At 45.0% G+C, this 17,694-nt stretch carries 14 protein-coding genes; 9 read left to right on the top strand and 5 right to left on the bottom strand.

Annotated elements, in window-relative coordinates:
- The first annotated feature begins 12 nt into the window (after positions 1–12).
- Genes AAA942_RS15300 through AAA942_RS15290 form a run of 4 tightly spaced genes read left to right on the top strand, consistent with a single transcriptional unit; the run spans position 13 to position 2,741 of the window.
- Positions 13–243 carry a hypothetical protein gene (locus AAA942_RS15300; protein ID WP_338221160.1) on the top strand — a complete coding sequence of 77 codons (231 nt, stop codon included), beginning with the start codon at positions 13–15 and terminating at the stop codon, positions 241–243.
- Positions 243–635 (top strand): PIN domain-containing protein, encoded by a 393-nt coding sequence (locus AAA942_RS20345; RefSeq protein ID WP_445083348.1) that lies wholly within the window; start codon positions 243–245, stop codon positions 633–635. The genes AAA942_RS15300 and AAA942_RS20345 overlap by 1 nt, the downstream gene beginning before the upstream one ends.
- Positions 636–651: 16 nt before the next feature.
- Entirely contained in the window at positions 652–1,956 is a 1,305-nt protein-coding gene (locus tag AAA942_RS15295) for an NCS2 family permease (protein ID WP_338221159.1), read from the top strand.
- On the top strand, positions 1,953–2,741 hold the full coding sequence (locus AAA942_RS15290; protein ID WP_338221158.1) for a 5'-methylthioadenosine/adenosylhomocysteine nucleosidase: 789 nt from the start codon (positions 1,953–1,955) through the stop codon (positions 2,739–2,741). The genes AAA942_RS15295 and AAA942_RS15290 overlap by 4 nt, the downstream gene beginning before the upstream one ends.
- Before the next feature lie 68 nt (positions 2,742–2,809).
- On the opposite strand, the gene AAA942_RS15285 is transcribed toward AAA942_RS15290, so the two are convergent.
- The gene (locus AAA942_RS15285) at positions 2,810–3,949 is read right to left on the bottom strand and encodes an acyl-CoA dehydrogenase family protein (RefSeq protein WP_338221157.1); all 1,140 of its coding nucleotides are present in this window, start codon (positions 3,947–3,949) and stop codon (positions 2,810–2,812) included.
- A 218-nt stretch (positions 3,950–4,167) separates the two neighbouring features.
- On the opposite strand from AAA942_RS15285, the gene AAA942_RS15280 reads away from it, so the two are divergent.
- On the top strand, positions 4,168–6,102 hold the full coding sequence (locus tag AAA942_RS15280; protein ID WP_338221156.1) for a tetratricopeptide repeat-containing sensor histidine kinase: 1,935 nt from the start codon (positions 4,168–4,170) through the stop codon (positions 6,100–6,102).
- Between the two features lie 60 nt (positions 6,103–6,162).
- On the top strand, positions 6,163–6,456 hold the full coding sequence (locus AAA942_RS15275; protein ID WP_338221155.1) for a hypothetical protein: 294 nt from the start codon (positions 6,163–6,165) through the stop codon (positions 6,454–6,456).
- A 19-nt stretch (positions 6,457–6,475) separates the two neighbouring features.
- Here AAA942_RS15275 and AAA942_RS15270 read toward each other — a convergent pair whose 3' ends face one another.
- From AAA942_RS15270 to AAA942_RS15260, 3 genes are all read right to left on the bottom strand, one after another.
- A complete protein-coding gene (locus tag AAA942_RS15270; RefSeq protein WP_338221154.1) occupies positions 6,476–7,906 on the bottom strand; it encodes a M20 family peptidase in 1,431 nt (476 codons plus the stop codon).
- A 66-nt stretch (positions 7,907–7,972) separates the two neighbouring features.
- Entirely contained in the window at positions 7,973–11,620 is a 3,648-nt protein-coding gene (locus AAA942_RS15265) for an ABC transporter permease/M1 family aminopeptidase (RefSeq protein WP_338221153.1), read from the bottom strand.
- Positions 11,621–11,629: 9 nt separating this feature from the next.
- Entirely contained in the window at positions 11,630–12,517 is an 888-nt protein-coding gene (locus AAA942_RS15260; protein ID WP_338221152.1) for an ABC transporter ATP-binding protein, read from the bottom strand.
- A 226-nt stretch (positions 12,518–12,743) separates the two neighbouring features.
- Here AAA942_RS15260 and AAA942_RS15255 point away from each other — a divergent pair, with 226 nt between their 5' ends.
- The 3 genes from AAA942_RS15255 to AAA942_RS15245 all read left to right on the top strand — a co-directional run bounded on the left by AAA942_RS15255 (position 12,744) and on the right by AAA942_RS15245 (position 16,669).
- Positions 12,744–13,982 (top strand): VOC family protein, encoded by a 1,239-nt coding sequence (locus AAA942_RS15255; RefSeq protein WP_338221151.1) that lies wholly within the window; start codon positions 12,744–12,746, stop codon positions 13,980–13,982.
- A 366-nt stretch (positions 13,983–14,348) separates the two neighbouring features.
- Positions 14,349–14,759, top strand: a complete 411-nt coding sequence (locus AAA942_RS15250; RefSeq protein ID WP_338221150.1) for a GxxExxY protein — start codon at positions 14,349–14,351, stop codon at positions 14,757–14,759.
- Positions 14,760–14,986: 227 nt separating this feature from the next.
- The gene (locus AAA942_RS15245; protein ID WP_338221149.1) at positions 14,987–16,669 is read left to right on the top strand and encodes a DUF885 family protein; all 1,683 of its coding nucleotides are present in this window, start codon (positions 14,987–14,989) and stop codon (positions 16,667–16,669) included.
- Positions 16,670–16,887: 218 nt separating this feature from the next.
- Here AAA942_RS15245 and AAA942_RS15240 read toward each other — a convergent pair whose 3' ends face one another.
- Positions 16,888–17,667, bottom strand: a complete 780-nt coding sequence (locus AAA942_RS15240; protein ID WP_338221148.1) for a Spy/CpxP family protein refolding chaperone — start codon at positions 17,665–17,667, stop codon at positions 16,888–16,890.
- Positions 17,668–17,694 lie beyond the last annotated feature (27 nt).

Here is a 17,694-nt window from a genome sequence, read left to right as displayed (position 1 = left end):
AAAGTGTTGAAAATGAAAGCAGAATCAGAAATTTTAGAATCCTATTGGAGTGTTTTGAAAAAGCTTAGTGAAGATGTTAAGTTGAATCTTATTGAGAAACTTCAGAATTCTTTAAAAACCTTGAGAGAAAAAGATGAAATGGATAAATCTTTTGGGGCATGGGAAGGAGATGAGCGTGCTGAAGATCTAATTCAAAAAATTTCTGGATCAAGGAAATTTAATCGAAAACAAGCTGAATTTTGATGGTACTTTTTGATACCAATATTTGTATCTATTACATCAAAGGGCTTTTTAGTCTTGATTCAAAATTTGCAAAAGTCCAAAAGGACTTCAGGTTTATTTCAGAGATCCCTCTTGCAGAGTTGAAGTATGGAGTCCAAAACAGCCAAAATCCCCAAAAGAACCTCATTGTATTGGAAAATTTTTTATCTGGGTTAAACATACTTCCAATTCTTCCCACTTTGGATTTTTACGCGGTAGAGAAATCAAGACTTCGGAAATTGGGCCAATCCTTAGATGAGTTTGATTTATTAATTGGATGCTGCGCTGTTGTGAATAAGTTAACTTTGATCACCAACAACGGTAGACATTTTGAAAGAATTGAGGGAATCCTTTTGGATAATTGGGTAAAATAGGGATATAAATTGCCATATGCCTTCAGAATCTTCCCACCTAAAAACCGAAATCCTCGCCGGGATATCTACCTTCCTCGCCTGCTTTTACATCATTATTGTCAATCCTGCGATTCTGGCAGAAGCCGGAATGCCTTTTTCGGCAGTATTGACCGCTACGGTTTTGGTCTCTGCATTTGGGAGTCTGATGATGGGACTCTATGCCAAAAATCCCATCGTCGTCGCTCCAGGTATGGGAATCAACGCTTTCTTTACCTACACGGCTGTGATGGGCTTTGGGCTGACTTTTGAAGAAGCTTTGGGAGCAGTCTTTTGGTCAGGTGTAATCTTCCTTATTCTTTCGGTTTTCAAAACTCGGGAGAAAATCATTCAGGCCATACCTGCCGCCATCCGACATGCCGTTTCTGCGGGGATTGGATTGTTTATTTGCTTTATCGGATTCCAGAACGCTCACTTCATTATCGGAAATGAAGCTACTTTGGTAGGCATGGCCGCCTTCAAAGACCCCATTAGTCTGACTTTTTTAGCCGGATTGTTATTCACCGCGGGATTGCTGATTCGCCGCGTTTCCGGGGCGATTATCTTCGGGATTCTCTTTACCACCGCCTTGGCTTGGCCTATTGGGAGATGGTGGGGAGATGCTTCCGCAGTGAATTTTGGGATTTCTACACTGGTCAACTTTTCCGGAGTCTTGGCCATGCCGGATTTCAGTTTGGTGGGAAAAGCAGACATATTGGGTTCCTTGAGGGTGGCTTATATTCCTGTCATCTTTGTGTTCACTTTCACGATTCTCTTTGACGGAATATCCACCTTTGTGGGGCTTTCGGAGGCTTCAGGACTGAAAGATCCCGATGGAAGTCCACGAAATATGCGCAAATCCCTGCTGACGGATTCTTTGGCGACGCTCTTTGCAGGTTTGGTGGGAAGCAGTTCGGGTACGGCCTACATCGAGTCAGCAGTAGGGATCGAGGAGGGAGGAAGGACGGGATGGACAGCCGTGACAGCAGGATTGCTTTTTCTGCCTTTTATGTTTTTCTCCCCGCTTTTGTCCATCATCCCATCTATTGCAAGCTCGATTGCCTTGGTTCTTGTAGGCTCATTTATGGTAATTCCTCTGACCTATATTGACTGGAAGAATCCACAAGAGGCTTTGCCTTCATTTTTGACTATTGTATTGATTCCTTTCACTTATAGCCTTTCCGTTGGGATTTCATTTGGCTTTATTTCTTGGACAGTTTTACTTATGCTTACGGGAAAAGGCTCCCAAATCAACCCAATTCTTGCAGTCATCAGCCTGCTTTCTCTTTTCTTTTTATGGATTTGAAAAAACTAACCCTTACCCTCATTTTTTGTCTTGTTTTGGTCGAAATCCAAGCCCAGCGGATTGCGATCATGGGGGCATTGGATGAGGAGATTGCCATTTTGAAGGAGGAGATGGGCAAATACAAAACCCAAAACAAGGGAGGAATTGATTTCTTTCTTGGAAAACTAAGGGGGCAAAAAGTAGTCCTACTAAAAGCCGGAGTCGGAAAAGTCAATGCTTCCTATAGTACAGCGGTTTTGACAGAAAACTATCGCCCCAAAACCCTGATATTTACCGGAGTGGCAGGAGGATTGGCACCCGATGCTATGCCGGGGGATATTGTCATCGGGGAGCAATTGGTCCAATACGACTTCGGACAGATCGACTCTACGGGATTTCAAGTTTCTCCTTTTCGAAGGCTGAGTGGGGGGAATCACCAGGAACTTTTCATCCAAGCCGACTCAGAACTGGTAAAAATGGCCAAAACCGCTGCCGACCAATCCGAATTAGAACCGATTTCCGGGTGGAAGCCTCGGATATTTCAGGGAGTCATAGCCACTGGAGATGTTTTCGTCAGCAGCGATCAAAAAGCAAGGGAATTGTACGATGAATTTGGAGCCTTGGCCACAGAAATGGAAGGCGCGGCGATTGCCCACATCTGCCGGACCCTGGAGATCCCTTTTGTCATCATCCGTTCCTGCAGCGACAACGCGAATAACCACGCAAGGGTGAATTTTAATACGTTCGTGGGTCCTGCCTCGGTCAATTCGGCTAGGATTGTACTCGGTATTTTGGACCAAATGTAAAAAGGCTTCGACTCCGCTCAGCCTGACACTGGGGTCACTCTGAGCGAAGTCTAAGGGCAATTCTGATATTACCTCAACATTTCCCTTGAAATCACCAGCTTTTGGATCTCGGAGGTACCTTCTCCAATGGTGCAGAGTTTGGAATCCCGATAGTATTTTTCCACAGGATAATCTTTGGTAAATCCATAACCTCCAAAAATCTGAACGGCCTCATTGGATACAGATACAGCGACCTCGGAAGCATAATACTTGGCTTGAGCTCCGGCGAGGGTTACTTTTTCGCCCCGGTTTTTCAGATCAGCAGCTTTGAAAGTCAGAAGCCGAGCTGCTTCCACTTGAGTGGCCATGTCCGCCAGCTTGAAGGAAATGCCCTGAAAGCTGGAAATCGGCTTATTGAACTGTTGCCGTTCTTTGGAATACTGGATAGAAGCTTCCAAAGCTCCTTCGGCAATACCCAAAGAAAGGGCTGCGATTGAAATTCTTCCACCGTCCAAAATCTTCATGGACTGGATAAATCCTTCACCCACTTCACCTAAAACTTGACTTTCATGTACGCGGCAGTCTTCAAAAATCATTTCTGCCGTCTCAGAAGCCCGCATGCCGAGTTTATCTTCTTTTCGTCCGCCTTTGAAGCCGGGTGTACCTTTTTCGATGACAAAGGCAGTCATTCCGTGACTGTCACCCACCTCGCCGGTTCGGGCAATCACTACGGCCACATCCCCTGAGTAGCCGTGTGTGATGAAGTTTTTAGCTCCGTTGATTACATAATATTCTCCCTCTTTTTTGGCTACGGTTCGCATGTTTCCTGCATCCGAACCGGTATTGGGCTCTGTCAAACCCCAGGCACCCAGCCATTCGCAGGTGGCCAATTTTGGAAGGTATTTTTTCTTTTGCTCCTCATTGCCAAACATCAGAATGTGGCCGGTACAGAGGGAATTGTGCGCTGCCATGGAAAGTCCCACAGATGGGTCCAATTTGGCTAGTTCGGCAATGGCAGTCACGTATTCGAAGTAGCCAAAGCCTGAACCTCCATATTCGGTGGGGACCAGTACGCCCATCAGTCCCAACTCACCGAGTTTTTTAAAGACAGGCAGGGGAAAGTGGCTCTGATCATCCCAATCCTTACGAAAAGGAGTGATTTCTTTGGCTCCAAAGTCTCGGATCATCTGAGCGATCATGCTTTGGTTTTCGTTGAGGGAAAAATTCATGGATACTATTTTGGGTTTAATTCTGATTAATTAACTCCAAGATGAAAAATTGGTTTGGCAGTACCAAATCATCTAAAACCGATAATTATTTCGATTTACGACTGTTTTTTTTCATAAAATTTGAAATTTAGCTAAGCCTCCTCTTTTTTTGAAGGCGAAGTTCAAGGCCAGTGAATTATTCTTATTTTCGGAGGTATCCCATTAAAAATTAATCACCTATGCATAGGATAAGCCTATTTATCTGTTTTGGAATTTTATGGAGCTTAAGCAGTCTAGCCCAAAGCCCGAGACAGGTGATTGACAGTCTCCTTATTCGGGTAAAGGAGCCCCTACCTCCGAATCAATTGGCAAATATGTATGGAGAGATAGGTTGGCAATACGGTAGTATCAATTTGGACTCTTCGATCTACTTTGGTAAGCTGGCTGTAGAGCAAGCTGAACTAGCCGGGGATCCGGGAATATTGGCTCAAGCTTATTCAGACCTGGGTAGTGGAATCCTTCAAAAAGGGGATTTGGATGAATCCAAGGTGCTTTATCTCCGATCCCTTGCCTTGAGAAAGGAGATTCAGGATTCGCTGGGAATGGCCAAGTCTTACAATGCCCTCGGTTTTATTCACCAGAGAAAGTATGAGACAGATTCGGCCATTAATTATTTTTTGTTGGCATTGCCCATCTTTCAAAAATCCGGTGCACAACTCAATGCTGCAACTGTTCTGAACAACCTTGGGGTGATTTATCAAAATTTGTCCAACTACGAAAAGGCCAAAGAGGCCTATCAGGAATCGGCTTTTATTCGTGAGCAGCTAGGGGATGTCAGAGGGACTATCGCTTCCTACAATAATCTCGGGACAGTCTATAAGTACTTGGGTGATTTTGATAGTGCGGAGCGTTATTTCCAAAAAGCACTCGAGGGGTCGATTGAGCTTGGCGATTTGATGAATCAGGCGATGACCTATCGGATCTACGGGGCTTTTTTGATGGAAAAAGGGGATTTGGAGAAGTTGGAATCCGTAGCCAGGAAAGGTCTTGAGGTGGCAAATCAGGTCAATTCCCAATACGATATCGCCTCCATAGAGCATGCTTTGGGAGTTGCCCTCAATGCCAAGGGCGAGTTTGCCGAAGCTAAGAGATATCTGCTTTCTTCAGCTGCCAGTATGGTCGATCAGGGTACCGTAGAGGATGCGATGTTTCCTTATTTTGAGTTGATCTCCGTTTATGCGGCTTTGGGGATGCCGGATAGTTCCAGATTTTACGGCAATCTCTACCAACAAAACCTTAGAAATAAGCTGGAAAAAGAGTCCAAGGAAATCGTTTCTGAACTCCAAACCCAATACGAGACGGAAAAGAAAGACCGGGAAATAGCCGAGCAACAACTGGCCATTCGAAATAAAAATTTCCAACTCTACGGCAGTTTGATCTTAGCTTTAGCCTTGGGTATTTTGGGTTATTTGCTTTACCGTCAGCAAAAGCTGAAAAACGCTCAGCTCCAACAGGAAGCGGATCTCAAGGCGGCATTGGCTCAAATCGAAACCCAAAATAAACTGCAGGAGCAGCGTCTGCTGATTTCCAGAGACTTGCATGACAATATCGGCGCTCAACTTACCTTTATCATTTCGGCGATCGAAAACCTAAAATACTTCGACCCAATCAAGGAAAAGCTGAGTGAGCGATACGATTCCATAGCCAATTTTACCAAACAGACGATCACGGAGCTTCGGGATACCATCTGGGCTATGAACAGTGGGCAGGTGACTTGGGAGTCTCTTATCGGCCGAATTCAGGACTTTTTGCAAAAAGCCGGGCAATCCAGTCCGGATATCCAGTTTGAGCTCAATGTGGCATCCTCTGTAGATAAGAATTCCGGATTGGGGTCGGCTGCTAGCATTCAGGTCTTGAGGGTCGTTCAGGAAGCGGTCCAAAATTCAGTCAAATATGCTTCCCCGACTTTTATTCGGGTGAGCATCGAGCAGGAGGGAGTAGAATATCGCGTAGCTGTTCAAGATGATGGGAAAGGATTTGAGGAAACGAAAATCACTCCGGGAAATGGACTATACAACATGCGGAAGCGGGCAGAGGAATTGGGAGGAGAACTTGAACTGTCTTCGACTCCTGGAGGAGGTACTTTGATCCTTCTGGTTTGGGATTCAGAATAGGTAGTTTGGCGTATGGACTGAGCTCAAGATTGAAGGTATTTTTGATTCAATTTCTTGGGCATGTTTACATTTTTGAACCATATAGGAGGTATTGGCTTTTTGGCAATTGGCGCTTTGGGACTTTTGTTTTTTTTTCAGTGGCTATTGATTCGCGAAACACTTAGAGGAAAAAGACATCAAAGTGAGCGGCTCCGACAATTGGAAGTATTGGTTCAGCAAGAAATCGCCCGATCTCAAAAGGCACTCAGTCAAGTAAAGAACCTGGAAATTCTTAAGACTGAAACTGAGGAAAAATTGGGCTTAATCCGAGTTCTGCTGGAAATGATGCAGAAGGACAGTAAAAAGGACCCCTGATTAGGAGTCCTTTTTGAATTTATTGTTGGAAGTTTTTTATCAAATGATAGCTAAACTGGATGATTTCCAGATAATTGTCCTTGCTGATTTTTTCATCGATTCCATGAAATCGGGTCATGGATTCAGGAGTAATCCGAATCGGGTAGAATCGGTAGACTTGTTCAGAAATTTCCTGAAAATACCTCGAATCGGTTGCACCACCCAATAATCCAGGCACGACCAAAACTTCAGGGTGCAATCCACGAATGGTCTTTTGCACCACTTCGTAAGCTTCGGAGTCAGTGCTGGATACACCGGAGGGATTGGTCAAAAACCCTACAGGTTCTACCTTTACTGTATCGGGAACTACGCTTTCGATGTGGTCCTGGACAGATTCTATCGTTTCCCCGGGAAGAATTCTGAAATTGATCGTCGCCTCAGCCACTGTAGGGATTACATTGTTTTTCACTCCGCCGTCGATGATCGTGGGTGCGGTCGTGGTATGTGCATTCAGCGCTTCCAAAATGGGCTTTTTAAACAACCAAGGATTGGCAAAGAACAGGCGGTTTGGATAAGGAAGTTCTGGACCCAAATACTCCAACTGATCGGTAATGGGTGGAATCAGCTTGTAGGGCAACTGGTTGTTTTCCAAGTCGACGATAGCTTTGGCAAGGATTCCGATCGTATTTTCCTTTGGAGGAGCTGAGCTGTGACCTCCATTGGTACGGACGATCAGACGAAAAGAAGCAAACCCTTTTTCAGCCAGATTGATCATGGCTACCGGGCTGTTTAATCCCGGAATCATCCCTTCGGCAAAATATCCTCCTTCATCGAGGGTCATCAAGGCTTCTACCCCCTGATCTTTTAAGTATTCTGCAATTTTCCCTGCTCCTCTTGGTCCTCCCACTTCCTCGTCGTGGCCTGAGGCGATATAAATGGTCCTTTTTGGTTGAAATCCTTCAGAAAGCAACTTTTCCACAGCCTCCAAAACGCCTATCAGAGTACCTTTATCGTCCATAGTGCCTCGTCCAATGATATGGGTATCTGTGATGCTTCCCGAAAAAGGCGGCGCTTCCCATTGACTGAGGGTAGGAGCGTCTACCGGCACCACGTCCTGATGAGACATCAAGATGATGGGTTTTAGGCTGGGATCAGAACCTTCCCAAGTGTAGAGTAGGCTGTAAGTATTGATCTTTTCCAGCTTCAGGCGGATATGAATAAGTGGAAAAGTCTCTTCCAAAAACCGGTGAAACCCAAAGAAAGCTGCAGAATCCGGTGGCGTATCTTCACTGAAAGAAATGGTCTCAAACTGAATGGCTTTAGACAGATTGTCAAACACCTGATCTGAAAAAGCTACTTTTTCCAAAGGTTCTGAATCGACTTGTCGGGAGCTCATCCGAAGCGTATTGATTAGTAGGACGGCCACCAAAACACCAACAGCCAAGGCTAGGCCCAGTAAAATTTTCTTCATGGGAGGATTTTTTATTTCTGAAAGTAAGAAAAAAAAGTCCAAACACTTGGCTTGGACTTTTCGGGGTTATTGGATTTCTACGTCTTTGGTATTGTCATCAGGGATCCGGTCGATCAGCTTATTGTAGGGATCGATTCCAGCTTTGACGGGTTCTCCCTTGACTTTTACGGTCAGTGTGCTCTGCCCTGGTTTGATTTTATGCTTTTGGACATAAAGAGGATTGACTCGGGTTCGGCCATCTTCGTCTTTGTCTTCAGCTGCGAAGACGCCTACATCAATGTAGTCGGCTTCATATTCCGCATTGGATTCTTTTCCCGTTTCATCCGCATAGAGCTTTTGGGACCGAATATCCAGTGTGATTTCATACTCTCCCTCGGCTACTTTTTTGGCAACTGCCTTTTCGGCCTTGTTGTCGTAGAGCGTGATTTTGTTCCAGGTATCGTCCAGATAATACTTTAAGCTGTCGGGAGTGACTTGGTTCAAATGGCGGTAGAGATCATAGCTTCCCGGGAAAGGCGGAGCCTCTCTTAGGCCAAATTCCTGATTGAACGCATAGAGGGCTGAATCCATGGCCTCAGCTCCGATCAGATCCCGAAGGCCATAGAGAATCAAACTTCCCTTGTAATACCACTGATAAGCCCTGTTGGTGTTGATGAAGGTGTTTTCCTTTTTGCTTTCATTGGATCTGCCCGAGAGGTAATTGTCCAATTCTTCCTTGAGGAATCGCTTCATATTGTCTTTTCCATACCTTCTTTCCGTCAGGATCAAAGCGGAAAACTCTGCCAAGGCCTCCGAAATCAAGTTGGAGCCCCGGGTATAGTTAGGCGTGATCTGATGTCCCCACCACTGATGGGCAAGTTCGTGGGCAGTGACATAGTAGACATAGTCAAAGTCATCCGGATCCTTGAAGTCCGCCACCCAACCGAAGCTTTCCGAAAAGGGAACCGTATTGGGAAAAGACTGGGCAAAACCCGCATAGCGTGGAAACTCCAGAAGGCGCATCTGACGAAACTGGAAATCGCCGTAGGTCTCTGAGAAGTAAGTCAACCCATCCTGATAAGCCGCCAAAAAGCGGTCCAGGTTATAGGTATGGGAGGGATGATGGAAGATCTCAATATTGACCTCCTGTCCATCAGGGAGTGATCCTGCAGCTTTGAGTACTTCATAGTCAGCAGACACAAAGGTGAAGAAGGCCTGAATCGGAGTATCCTGAATGTAGTGGAAATACCGGCGCCCATTTTCCTCCCATTCCCGCTGAAGGTAGCCCGGGGCAACTGCGATTTGGGAAGGGATGGTACTCACCACTGCCTCAAACTGGATCAAGTCTGCGTCATCTGCGAACAGCAAAGTGGATTGTCCATAAGGATCACTGTGTTCAGGAAGGTCTTCCGGTTTGGCGGGGAGGTCGTACTTTTTGCGGTCCTCATCACTCGATAGTTCCGCATTGGCATTATAGCCGATTTCAGGGATTCCTCCGGAAAAGAAGGTCCCGTTGTAGACAATCTCCCGTCCGTAGCCTGAATTGGGGAATCCTTCATAAGCCTTGTTGCTGACGATGGTGAAATTCAGCGTATCACCCGGCATCATTGGCTTTGGCAAGGCAGTAATTTGATACCACTCTCTTTCAGGATTCTTTCCGAAAATCTGGAATTTCCTCGGCTCATAGGTCAAAGGGAAGCGATAAGGCAAAGTGTCACCTTGATGGATTATTTTAAAGCTGGTCAGGTCTGTACTGTTGAAATGAATAGAGTCAATCGGAGAATCGGTTTTATTTACCATTTCCACTTCTGCCAGGAATTCCGCTCTTCGCTCCATAGGATAGAGGTCAGCATTGATTTTGATCTTGGTGACCTTGGGCTGAGGGATACGCTCGTGTTTCTTGAGCTGTTTTTCATAAGCCACACTTCTCAGTTTGCCTTCTTCGGAGGTCAGGTAGCCATTTTCATAGACCACGGTTTGGTAGATGTAAGTCCCACACAGTAGTGCAATCACCAGAAAGGCAAAAGAGATCCTGGTAGAAGGATTTTTCATCCGCCCTTTGGCGGTATCCCAGCGGCTTTTCCAGGAGTTTTCTGCTCCTCTACTGAAGAAAATACTGAAAAACAGGACTAAAAAGACTCCCCAAGCTATCCAGTACATGTTGAACCAAACAAGGGGCTCAGCGAAATGCCCCAAGCCATTCATATCGCTCCATGTGTAGCTGGGCTTGTAGCTAAAGAAAAAGAGGTTGAAGTTGTAGCTGGCAAAGCTTTGGAGAATAATCATGACCAGCCAAATCCCAATCGCAGCGGCATGCCCAGCAAACTTATTGTTCACGACTAAATGAACAGCAAATACCAGCATTACCATTTGGATATAATCCGGAAAGGTGATCAGGTAGCTGTCTACCAGATATACGGATAGGTCATACTTATAAAATCCTTTAAGCGTCTGCACAATCAATCCGACCACAATCGGCAAAGAGGCCAAAACCAAAGAAATCAAAGCCATCCCCAAAAATTTGGAGGCAACTACCACACCATCCTTTACAGGAAAGGTATCGTTGATCACCGAATACCCTGTGCTGCGGTCCCGGTGGAGCGCTTCTCCCGTGAAAAAGACGATGATAATAAATACAAACAGATTGTAATCGTACCCTTTGTATTCCATCAGAAAGGAGGTCGAGGGTAAATTGGGCACGCTATAGATCGAATTGCCGATCCAGAAGTCCAAAACCAGGAAAATCATCCCGCCCAGCAAAATGCTCCGGAAATAGACATCCTTGAGTACATTTTGCATCTCGATTTTGGTCAGCGTGAGCAGGCTATTCCATTGATAGCCGGAGGAAAAATCAGGAAGAACTTTTTTGAAAATACCGCTAGGGACCTCCTGCGGTTCATTTTTCTGCACTGACTTTTTCTGGGAGGTTTGGAAGAAATAGGTGAAATCAAAGCGGAAATAGGAAGCCAGAAAGAAGACTAATCCCACAAGCACCCAAATAATTCTATTCCAAAGAAGATTGCCGGTCACAGAGAGCAAAAAAGTATTTTGTTCAAATGGAGTCAGATACCGGGTCTGCAAGCTGAAGGAATTCAGGCCAAAAGGATCGATGAGCTGCACCAAATCCTTGTTTTCGATATCCTGAGATAGAAAATTGGCCAAAAGGTACCCGATGAAAATCACAATCCCTCCGGAATAAATAGACCGGATATTCCGGGTGAAAATAATCAGGGCAAAAAACAAAGATCCTGCAAGCCAAAGGTTGGGTACGACCAAAGTCAACCAAGGGTGGAGGTAATTGATCAGGAGATTGGGTCCATACCGCTCTGCATCCGTACCGAAAAGCGGTCCCAACAAACTCCCCAAATATACACCGATCAAGGCCCCTAAGGAGATGAACAGCAAGATCACGAAGGAACCCCAAAATCGACCCATGAAATAGCCAAACTTGCTGATCGGGTAGCTGAATAGAAAAGTGCCCGTCTTGTGCTCCAAATCCCGATACAGGGGCACTCCCATGATGGCAGAAGCAATCAAAATCCCAAAAAGGGATACCAAAACCAACAAATTGGCAATGACAATCGGGGAGTTGTGGTAGACTTTTTCCGATCCTGCAGGCGTATTTCCAAATCCGATCAAAAGCATCGGAACCACCACCAAAAGCGCAAAGTAAATCCAGGTCGCCGGTCGGCTCAACCTGTATTTCAATTCGAAGAGAAAGATATCCTTGAACATGACTTTTGCTTAGATGGTGATTGGATCGACTTTCTTGGATATAAAGCTGAAATATACATCCTCCAAATCTGCTGGAGTGGCCTCGAATCCGTTGCCGGGATTGCCCTCGCTTTCGATTCTCAGGCTTAGTCTACCTGAAATCAGCTTGGTCGAAATCACATGATATTCTTTTCTATAAGTATCGAGATCCGACTTGTCAATGGATTTTTGGAAGATTTTCCCCTTGACCATCTCCAGTCCGTCTTTGGGCTTACCCTGCATAAGCACCTCACCCATACAGATGATGGCCATGTTGGAGCAAAGGGTATTGACATCTTCCACAATGTGTGTGGAGAGGATGACGATGGTGTTTTCTCCGATTTCGGAGAGCAAGTTGTAAAAGCGGTTTCTTTCAGAAGGATCCAAACCTGCAGTAGGCTCATCCACAATGATCAAAGAGGGATTTCCCACCAAAGCTTGAGCAATCCCAAATCGCTGTCTCATCCCTCCCGAGTAGGTGCCGAGTCCCTTTTTCCTGTCTTTAAAGAGGTTGACTTTTTGCAAAAGAGAAGCAACGACCTCTTTCCGCTCGGCTTTATTGCCTATCCCTTTCATTTGGGCAATGTGGTCCAGCATGGTCTCGGCATTGATCCTTGGATAAAGTCCAAAGTCCTGAGGCAAATAGCCCAGCCTTTCTCTGACTGCTTGTTTATCTTTCAATACGTCGATTCCATTGAGTGAAATACTCCCGGAGTCTGCGTCCTGTAGGGTGGCAATCGTCCGCATGAGGGTAGACTTGCCGGCACCGTTTGGACCAAGGAGTCCAAACATGCCCTGTGGGATGGTCAAGGAAACCTCATTGAGGGCTTTGACTCCATTGGCATAGGTTTTTGAGAGCTGATTAATGATCAATTCCATAGATTGGGGGGTTAAGAAAATGAATGGTTCAATACTTTATTTCGCACTTGTTCCAATTATTCAAAACAATATTCAGTGAAGTTCAAGTTAAGCATTTGATCTTAAAGGCATTTCTTAAATAATGATAATCGAAGCCCATGACCTCTAGATGAAGATTTTCTAAGGTTGGTTGCGGGAGGAAAGGAAAAAATCCTCTACTTCGAGACTCATTTCCCCAAAATCCAAAATGAAAAAGCTGAACCTTTCCTTCCTGTTTCCACTGATTTTCCTGTTTTCCTGTGCGGAGCGGGAGTTTTCCAAAGAGTCCGGTCAGATCGAATCCTTTGCCGAAATGGTCAAAGCGGGAGTCAAACCCATAGCCATCAGTCCACCTCTAAGTAAGGCTGAAATGGACCTGTTTATGCCGGAAGTGGAGCGAATCAGCGGGAAATATGGGATTTCTTTTTTGAGGGAATCTGAACTGATTGAGACCGATTTATTCCCTGCCCAAGTGGTAAACGATCTAGAGGTAATTCTTTTTTTCAAAGAACCATCAGGAAAGGCATATCAAGATCTGAAATCCGAAATTGAATCGCTAAAGGCCGATGGAAGCTACACCGGTACCAAAAGGAGGGAACTCAGCCGGAGATTTGGAAGACTTTTAGGCTATCCTGTGGCCTACATTAATGAATTATTGGCGGAGAATACCGGGTTTAGGGATTTGGAGGATTTTGGGATCCAGGGATCCTATCTTCATTGGTACTACAGGGATTTGGAGCAGGCAAAGGCATTTTATACCCAAAAACTGGGACTGAAAGTGGAGGAGGAAAAAGAAAATCAGGTAGTTCTCCAGCTTGTAGGGGATTCCTTTTTGGTGCTTAATGCCTTGGAAGGCCCGGGCTATTCCGGTCAGGAAGCCAAATCTGTGGCTTTGGCACTATTGACCGATGATTTGCAGACTTGGTATGATTTCCTTCAGAAGGAAAAGGTAGAGATCAAATACACCCTCAAAATCAAACCCGGCGGACCTCATGATGGCTTTGTGGCTGTCGATCCGGAAGGATATCTGTTGGAATTTGAGACTTTTTTCCAACATCCGGAAAATGAGGTTTTGATGCCCCAACTGCAGGAATTGAGTCCTATGACCACCACTTTGGGAACCGGATTTTCGTTCCGGGGTACCGTTACTTGGTTGTATTACCAAGACATGCTTCCTGCAGAGAATTTTGTCCTAGAAAACTTGGGCCTTACCAAAAGCGCCGATCAAGGCTGGGCGAAAGTCTACCGAATGACTAACAACAGCTACTTGGGCCTTGTGGATGGACTGAGAGGAATGAATACTTTTTCTCCGGAAAAGCTCGTGGAAGTACATATTGACCTCAAAAACCCCGGCCCTTGGGAAAATTACCTCAAGGCCAATGCTCCCGACTCCACCCGCAAAGCCAATTCCTTTAAGGATGCCGGTGGGTATATATTTAGGTTTTGATCATTGAGATAGGTTTTTTAACCACATAGACACATAGAAAGCATAGAAAAATGGGTATAATATTTTACCTGTGTAGACTTAAGTGACTAAGCGGAACCAATAAAACCGATGTATAGAAATTGTGATATTAATAAAAACCACATAGGCACATAGAAAACATAGAAGATAAATCATCCTTCTGGAAAACTATGTGAACCTATGTGTCTATGTGGTAATCCTTTCTTTAATTATGTTGTTATTCAAGAGAAATGCCATCTACCCCTCTTGAGGTGAAAAAATTTACTTTCAACTCATTGTAAATCAATAGAAAAACAGTTTTTTAAGCTTTAAAATAGATAATGTCAAAGATTTTTAATGATAATTTTTATGATAAATACCAGAAAACAAATTGACGAGCTTTCCTATCAGATCATCGGGGCAGCTATTGAGGTTCACAGGCATATCGGGCCGGGAATGCTGGAAAGTGTCTATCAAACCTGTTTGGAGATAGAATTAACAGAGCGAGGATTGACTTTTCAACAAGAACTGGAAATACCGATTGAGTACAAAGGACATCATGTCCAAGGGCTGTTCAGATGTGATTTCTTTGTAGAGGACTTGATCGTTGTGGAGCTTAAGGCCGTTTCCGAACTCCTTCCAATACATGAGGCTCAGGTGATCAACTACATGAATTTGCTAAAAATCCCAAAGGGAATCCTATTAAATTTTAATGTGACCAATTTATTCCACCACGGTCAGAAGACTTTTGTGAGCAAATACTTTGAATCCCTTTGGTAAGGAGCAAATTTAATTCAACTTCATAGAAGCATTTGTTTAAACCACATAGACACATAGAAAACATAGAAGCCTGTTTATCCTCCTAAAACTATGTGAACCTATGTGCCTATGTGGTAATTTTTAACTTATAGAAAACCCTTTCTGCCATTGGGAATAATGTTGTTTTTTCAAACCCCAGAATATTCTATGTTAGAGATATAGAATGCCGTCCAAGAAAAAACCATCCCATGAAAAAAACAGTGCTTCTCGTTTTCCTCATTTTGTCCTCCCTCTGGGCAAATGCCACCGAGCTGGTCAATCTCATCACAGCCTATCAAGCCGACCGGGGGGCGCTTTCCCGTCTTTATACCAATCGGCTCTCGGAGGAGTATTTTACCAGAATGGAGCAGTTCAATCAAGAGTATTTACGAACGCTTCAGGCTCAAAATTACGAGGCGCTTTCCGAGGATGGGAAAATCGATTACGTGCTTTTTCGTAACTATCTGGAGGAGGCCTTGGCTGTCCTGGATCTGGATCGTAGGGATTTTGAGCAAATCAAATCCGTGCTCGCTTTTGGGAAGCCCTTGGAAGACTTTGTAGTGGCCCGTCGTCGAGCCAAGCAGCCGGATTCCCAAGCGCTTGCTGCCTCTTGGAACCAAGTTGCCAAAGCTGTGGATGCTCAACTCAAAGCTTTGCCCGCTGCCTCCAAATACACCTCCTGGCAAACGGCCGATTTGGCGGCCTCTGCCGTGGAGAGTCTAAACCGGGTGACCAAAGAAGCCTATGACTTTTACTACGATTATGATCCTTCCTTTACCTGGTGGATGCCGGAACCCTGGAAAAAACTCGACGCCAGCATGAAGGCCTATGCCAAGGCTTTACGGGAGCACTACACGAATTCAGTAAAGGACGACGGAAGCGGCATCATCGGAAAGCCGATTGGAAGAGAAGCTTTGGAGAAACAATTGGGATTTGAGATGATCGCCTATTCTCCGGAAGAACTGATCGCTGAGGCGGAGAAGCAGTTTGCCTGGTGTGAAAAAGAGATGCTCAAGGCTTCGAATGAATTAGGCTTTGGCAATGACTGGAAGGCAGCCTTGGAAATGGTCAAGGAAACTTACCTCCCTGCCGGTGCCTGGCCTGAGGAAGTGGTACGATTGGGAGAAGAGGCGATTGATTTGATGGAGAAAAACGACTGGCTGACTGTGCCGCCCCTAGCCAAAGAGACCTGGAGAACGACCATGATCTCCGCCGAAAGGCAGCGGGTGAGTCCCTTTTTCTTGGGAGGAGAAGTCATACAGATTTCCTATCCGACTTCTGAGATGAGCCATGAAGACAAGATGATGTCCATGCGGGGCAATAATCCCCATTTTTCCAGAGCTACCGTGCAGCACGAACTCATCCCGGGTCACCACTTGCAGCAGTTTATGAATCAGCGGCACATGACCCATCGGAGGATGTTTGGTACCCCGTTTTGGACCGAAGGATGGGCGCTGTATTGGGAGTTTGTGCTTTGGGACCGCAACTTCCCTCGGGATGCCAAAGACAAAGTGGGCATGCTCTTCTGGAGAATGCACCGCTGTGCACGGATTATTTTCTCCTTGAATTATCATTTAGGAAAAATGACCCCACAGCAATGCATCGATCTGCTGGTGGAAAAAGTCGGTCATGAGCGTGCCAATGCCGAGGCGGAAGTCAGGCGATCCTTTGAAGGAAATTATGGTCCCTTGTATCAGATTGCCTACATGATCGGAGCCTTGGAGATCTATTCCCTGAGAAAAGAAATGGTAGAGTCCGGTAAAATGCCTGAGAAAGAATTTCACGATTTGATTATGACTCAAAACGCCATGCCGATCGAAATCCTGAGAGCAAAAGTGACCGGCAAACCCTTGGATAAAAACCACAAGGCGAGTTGGAAGTTTTTAAATTAAAGATTTAATCCTATCTTGATCCTTCAACTTTAGGAACTATGGAGTATCTGAAATCTTTTGCCTATCTGCTAATTTTAGGCGTGTTGCTGGCATTTATCCTGGGAATTTTTTGGCTTGTATTTTATTACAGCTGGAAGACCTTTATAGACTTTCGAAAAAGCAAGAATTAAAAAAAGGAAGGCTAATTGGCCTTCCTTTTTGGTTTAGTAGGTTTGAGTTTATTCCGGCATGTTTTTGAGTTTGATAATGATTACTCCGTTTGATCCTTCTTCGCCATATTTTTCAGTGGCCTGATCCCCTTTTAGAACAGATACACTTTCAATATCCTTGGGTTCAATAGATTCAAAGGATTTGACTTTTTTCAACCCAGATTTGGTTTCCAAAAAGTAAAGTGGCTGCTCACCATTGCCATTTACCGTTACGGCTACTTTTGGGGAAGTAGAAATCGCGGTACCGTTCAAGATCACATTGGAAGAATTTTGACTATAGCCAGAGAGTCTTTCTCCATTTATAGTGGTTCCGTTTTGAATGAAATACTTCTTCGGAGCCTCCAGCTTTTCGATTTGCTCTGGGGTCAGTTCATTTTTGATTGCCACCATCGTACTCATCTGGATCCGCTTCATTTGATTTTCCAGCCTTAGGACTTCATCGAGTTGCCGGGATACCTCCGAAGCATTGATTTTGGGCTGATCGAGCATCTTTTTCATTTTGGCTGTGGCATCGTCGAGGTCCCATTTGAGGGTAGAAAACTGCCCGGAATTCTCCGCATGAAGCTTTTTGATTTTGGTTACTTGGGCCTCGGTTAGGCCAATTGCCTCCCGCTCTTCCATCAGGTTGGTGGTGGTGTAGATTTTACTTTGGAAGGGGTCACTGGGAGCAGTTTTAGAAAATGTATATCCCATTGGAGTTGAGGGAAATTTAGCTGCCGGAGGAGTCACATATTGGGCTGAGCAAATACCTGCTGAAAGCATAAATAAAATTAGAAGGAGCTTTTTCATAAGAATAAAGTTTTGGAAATAGTTGGT

Source organism: Algoriphagus sp. oki45 (assembly GCF_036245605.1).
In the GTDB taxonomy this organism is placed as follows: domain Bacteria; phylum Bacteroidota; class Bacteroidia; order Cytophagales; family Cyclobacteriaceae; genus Algoriphagus.
The sequence above is the reverse complement of the archived record's forward strand: the minus strand, read 5'-3'. Positions and strand labels throughout refer to the sequence as shown.